General features: G+C 40.3%; 3 protein-coding genes and 1 pseudogene. 3 read left to right on the forward strand and 1 reads right to left on the reverse strand.

Annotation, left to right across the window (positions count from 1 at the left end):
• Nucleotides 1–151: 151 nt before the first annotated feature.
• Nucleotides 152–1,132 carry a DUF2939 domain-containing protein gene (locus tag WAZ74_RS06075; RefSeq protein WP_422306856.1) on the reverse strand — a complete coding sequence of 327 codons (981 nt, stop codon included), beginning with the start codon at nt 1,130–1,132 and terminating at the stop codon, nt 152–154.
• Between the two features lie 383 nt (nt 1,133–1,515).
• Between WAZ74_RS06075 and WAZ74_RS06080 the strand changes: the two genes are divergently transcribed.
• From WAZ74_RS06080 to WAZ74_RS06090, 3 genes and pseudogenes are all read left to right on the forward strand, one after another.
• Complete coding sequence (locus tag WAZ74_RS06080) at nt 1,516–3,105, forward strand: type I restriction-modification system subunit M (protein ID WP_422306858.1); 1,590 nt, start codon at nt 1,516–1,518, stop codon at nt 3,103–3,105.
• Nucleotides 3,095–4,459, forward strand: a complete 1,365-nt coding sequence (locus tag WAZ74_RS06085) for a restriction endonuclease subunit S (protein ID WP_422306860.1) — start codon at nt 3,095–3,097, stop codon at nt 4,457–4,459. The genes WAZ74_RS06080 and WAZ74_RS06085 overlap by 11 nt, the downstream gene beginning before the upstream one ends.
• 52 nt (nt 4,460–4,511) lie before the next feature.
• Nucleotides 4,512–4,937, forward strand: a pseudogene (locus tag WAZ74_RS06090) (hypothetical protein); the annotation flags it as partial.

A 4,937-nucleotide genomic window follows, 5' to 3' on the forward strand; every position in this document is an offset into this window, starting at 1 on the left:
ATTTTTCTTGATGTGTTTGTCACGACAAAAAGGGCAGTTTTTTGATTCATGGCGTTGATTCCTTGCAAATAGAGACAGTATATAGCTTTAGGCACTATGACAGCATGAAAAATGTCCATTACACCTAGAATTATTATCCATCTACTATTCATTAAGTACATTTATTCATATACTGCGCTTCGGTTAAATCTGGGTTACGACAATCTTCCAATCCATCATAGCCATCGTCATAGCCTGAACGTTCAATAATGAATTGACGTAAATCAGACTCTGTACCACCACCAAGTGTAAAATCGTTTAATAACTCTATTATGTCCTGTGATACCTCAACATCATTATCAATGAGATAATCAATGTGTGCCGCTTGTGCTGGTGTTAGTGGTCCCGTTATTTCTACAGCGTTAGCACCTGTTCCGTTATTGTAGTCGTCTTCACTCAAAGAATCATAAGCACTCTCACTTACGTCTGATATTGATGTAGTATCAGTATCCTGCTGTTCACCTAGATCTTGGAATACATCATCATAGGCTTCACTTGCATTCTCTTCATTAGCCCAGTCTAAGTCAGCGATAGAGGATTCTTTGATTTTCTTATCTTTTGAATCTAAAGAAAAGTTAATCCTTGTCACCTTCCAGCTAAGCCAGTCTCTATGCATGATCACATCTATGGACTCATTCGGATCATCTGCATCAATTACCTGAACTTTGAATCGATTAAAGGATAGGTAGCCGGCTTTATAATCGATATCTTCATTTTTGGATTTAGGCTTATCTTCAGGCGTGTCATTATTTAAATCGAAATCTAGTTTTTGCCCTTGGAGCATTAATGCAACACCATCTGGCGTTACTAAACCATCAATGAGTGGATCTATCATTGCAGCGCCTAACATGGTGCCTAAAGCTTCAAATCCATCTTGCTCCTTACTGGAAGCAAGCTCTTTGACCATAACGGCTTTGGCTTGATCCTTTATACTCTGCTTAACGCTAGGAAAGTCAATGTAAACTGAAAGCTTATCTGCATCTCCTTGTTCAGCGGCATTTTTAATATTATTTAGAACAAGATAGGGTGATGCATAAAGATAAATTGCAAATATGACCAATAACCCAACTAACCAAGGTAAAAACTTTTTCAAAAAATCTCTCCTAAATCCCTAATAATGTTAGGGCTTAATAAAACGATACGGGACGATACTGAGCTTAAAGTCATTAACTACTATTCTTGCATAAGCATAAATATAAACTTTTATTGGCTAAAATATTTATTTAAATAGGGTAGCTTTCATCCGTATAAGTATCTCTCTCGTTGTCCATACCCTCAGGTGAAATGAGCTTTAATCCCTATTTCAATCTATAATAATCGTCAAATAATAAGCAGTTCCAAAAACTAGTTGGCAGATAAGCTTGCTTAAAAACGCAATCCCGCTAAAATTGTTACCATAAAGTAAATTCCTTTCTTGTACGGCTAATCATTCACTCGTTGCGTGATTCAGTATCAAAATATAGAGACTAAAGAAACATGGCTAAAACACCTGCAAATAAGAACGACAATATAAAAGATGGTCGCTTTGAAGAAGCCCTTTGGGATGCCGCCAACAAGCTACGAGGTAGCGTCGAGTCCTCAGAATATAAGCACATCGTCCTTAGCCTAATTTTCTTGAAATTCATCAGCGATACCTTTGAGCAGCAAAGACAGAAGCTTATCGATACTGGTTATGAGAAACATATCGATATGGTGCAAGCCTATACCAAAGATAACGTGTTCTATTTGCCAGAAGAGAGCCGCTGGAGCTTTATTCAACAGAATGCTAAGCAAGAAGACATCGCGCTTAAAATCGATACAGCGCTCAGCACCATTGAGAAGACCAACCAATCACTAAAAGGCGCATTGCCTGACAACTATTTCTCTCGTCTTGGCTTAACAGCTAGTAAGCTTGCCGCCTTAATTGATGTGGTCAATAACATCGACACCATCGGTAATCCAGAAGAAGACACGGTAGGGCGCGTCTACGAGTATTTCTTAGGTAAGTTTGCCGCGACAGAAGGTAAGGGTGGTGGTGAGTTCTATACACCCAAATCTGTGGTCAATCTGATTGCAGAAATGTTAGAGCCGTATCAAGGCAAAATCTATGATCCATGCTGCGGCTCAGGCGGTATGTTCGTTCAGTCCATTAAGTTTATCGAAAGTCACCACGGTAATACCAAAGACGTGTCTATCTATGGGCAAGAGTACACCAGTACCACCTATAAACTTGCCAAGATGAACCTTGCCATTCGTGGTATCTCTAGCAACTTGGGTGATGTCGCAGCCGATACGTTCTTTAAAGATCAGCACGAAGACCTCAAAGCTGATTTCATCATGGCAAACCCACCTTTTAACCAAAAGGATTGGCGTGCCTCTGATGAGCTGGTCGATGACCCACGCTGGGCAGGCTATCCGACACCGCCGACAGGCAATGCCAACTACGCGTGGATATTGCACATGATATCTAAGCTCTCTGAGCACGGAACTGCTGGTTTCGTACTAGCCAATGGTTCGATGTCTACCACCACCAGTGGTGAAGGTGAGATACGCCAGCAGATTATCGAGAATGATTTAGTCGATTGTATGATTGCGCTACCGGGTCAGCTGTTTTATACCACCCAAATTCCAGTGTGCTTATGGTTTATCAGTAAAGACAAACAAGGCAAGTCAGCGCATAGCCAAGCACGTGGACTGCGCAATCGCACAGGCGAGACGCTATTTATCGATGCCCGTAATATCGGCGCGATGATAGATCGAACCCATAAAGAGTTCAGCACTGACGATATCGAAGCGATTGCCAAGACTTATCATGCTTGGCGCGGTGAGAAAGAAGCAGGTGGCTATGAAGCCTATAGCGATGAAGCAGGTTACTGTAAGTCAGCCACCCTTGACGATATCAAAGCCAATGATTATGTACTGACCCCTGGACGCTATGTGGGTGCTGCTGCTATTGAAGATGACGGCATACCATTTGAAACTAAAATGTTAGAGCTCAGCCAAACTTTGTACAAGCAAATGCAAGAGTCAGAAAAGCTAGACGCGACCATTCGTCAAAACTTGGAGGTATTGGGTTATGGCGAGTAATTGGGAAGAAATGTGTCTTGATGAAGTAACAGAGCTCATTATTGATTGTCCTCATTCGACACCTAAGTGGATGGACGAGGGCGTTGTTGTTCTCCGTAGCAATAATATAAAAAATGGTAGATTGGATTTATCTTCACCTAGTTTTACTAACGAAGAAGGCTATCAAGCTAGAGTTAAAAGAGCTATACCAGAATCAGGTGATTTAGTTCTAACTCGTGAAGCGCCAATGGGAGAGGTGTGTCAAATTCCAGAAGGGCTACGTTGTTGCCTTGGTCAGAGGATGGTTCTATTAAGAGTTAAAAAAGAAATAATGGATTCAACCTTTTTATTATTTGCATTACAAAGCCCATATCTACAACATCAAATTAGTTGGAATGAAGGAACAGGAACGACGGTTAGCAATATTAGGATGCCGAATATTAAGGCTTTCCAAATTCCCACACCAACACTCCCAGAACAAAAAGCCATTGCTCATATTCTCGGTTCTTTAGACAATAAAATTGAGCTTAACCGTCAAATGAACGAAACGTTAGAAGCGATGGCGCAGGCTTTGTTTAAAAGCTGGTTTGTTGATTTCGATCCGGTGATTGATAATGCGCTGGCTGCTGGTAACGCCATTCCTGATGAGTTCGCTGAACGCGCTGAGATGCGTAAAGGGATTGAGAAAAAAGGCAATTCAGATATTGAAGGCTTATTCCCTGATGAGTTTGAGTTTACTGAAGAGATGGGTTGGATTCCGAAGGGTTGGGGTATTAGCGAGGTCCAAGGTTTTGGACAAGTCGTTTGTGGAAAAACACCTTCAAAAAAGAAAGCTGAATACTATGGTAATGATATCTCATTTATAAAAATACCAGACATGCATCATGTTGCTTGGGCAACTACGACGATTGATAACCTTAGTTTTGAAGGTTCTAACTCCCAAAAAAATAAACTTATACCCAAAGGTAGCATTTGCGTTAGCTGTATAGCTACTGTTGGAAAAGTATTAATAACCAGTAGAGAAGCACATACTAATCAACAAATTAACTCACTGATACCAGCAGAAAAAAATACGCTTTATTATCTTTATTCAAGTTTTTTGGGGATGGAAAAAAGTCTTCAAGACCTAGCTAGCGGTGGTGCTGTAACATTAAACTTAAACACTTCTAATTTCTCTAAAATAAAGCTTATATTTCCTGCAAATCCAGTATTAGATGCTTATGATTCATCAGTTAGTTCTTTGTACGAGAAGAACCTAAAGTCGTTAATACAAAACCAAGAATTAGCCAAACTCCGTGACACCCTTTTACCCAAGTTAATGTCAGGCGAGCTCCGCATCGCAGATGCTGCTGCACTTGTGGATGAAGTTTTATAGCTTTTGACAGTGAGTCGCTATTTTAAAAATATGATGTTTGATGGAGTCTGGTATGAAAAAGCTTTTACTTAGTTTGGCGCTCAGCTTAGGTGTTCTATCTGTGACTCCTGTAATGGCTGCGGCTCCTGCTTTCTCTGCCAGTCAAATGGCTCAGGTCAAAATTAAAGACTTAAGCTTTAAAGAAGTCATGCGTCAGTTTTACAATGGTCAGATGTTCGATATTCATGTGGATTATATGGAAGATACACCGTATATCGGATTAGGGAAATATGATGATTCTGGCAGGGCGACTATAGCCTTAATGCACCCTGTTATTCAATATAAAAATACAGCAGGTGAAGAGCGTTATCTGATTATCATTGAAAAGACACAGGTTTCTGATGGAGAAATTGACTCGTGTCATATCTGCAAGGCAACAGCGGATTTATACAGCTTTAAAAAACTGAAGAATGGATTGTTTCAGTTAGTGAGTCAAACA

The organism is Psychrobacter sp. (assembly GCF_049295055.1).
GTDB lineage: Bacteria > Pseudomonadota > Gammaproteobacteria > Pseudomonadales > Moraxellaceae > Psychrobacter.

Bases quoted from the DNA above. Each gene is read 5' to 3' on its own strand.
- WAZ74_RS06085 (WP_422306860.1), top strand. From the start codon at position 3,095: ATGGCGAGTAATTGGGAAGAAATGTGTCTTGATGAAGTAACAGAGCTC.
- WAZ74_RS06080 (WP_422306858.1), top strand. From the start codon at position 1,516: ATGGCTAAAACACCTGCAAATAAGAACGACAATATAAAAGATGGTCGC.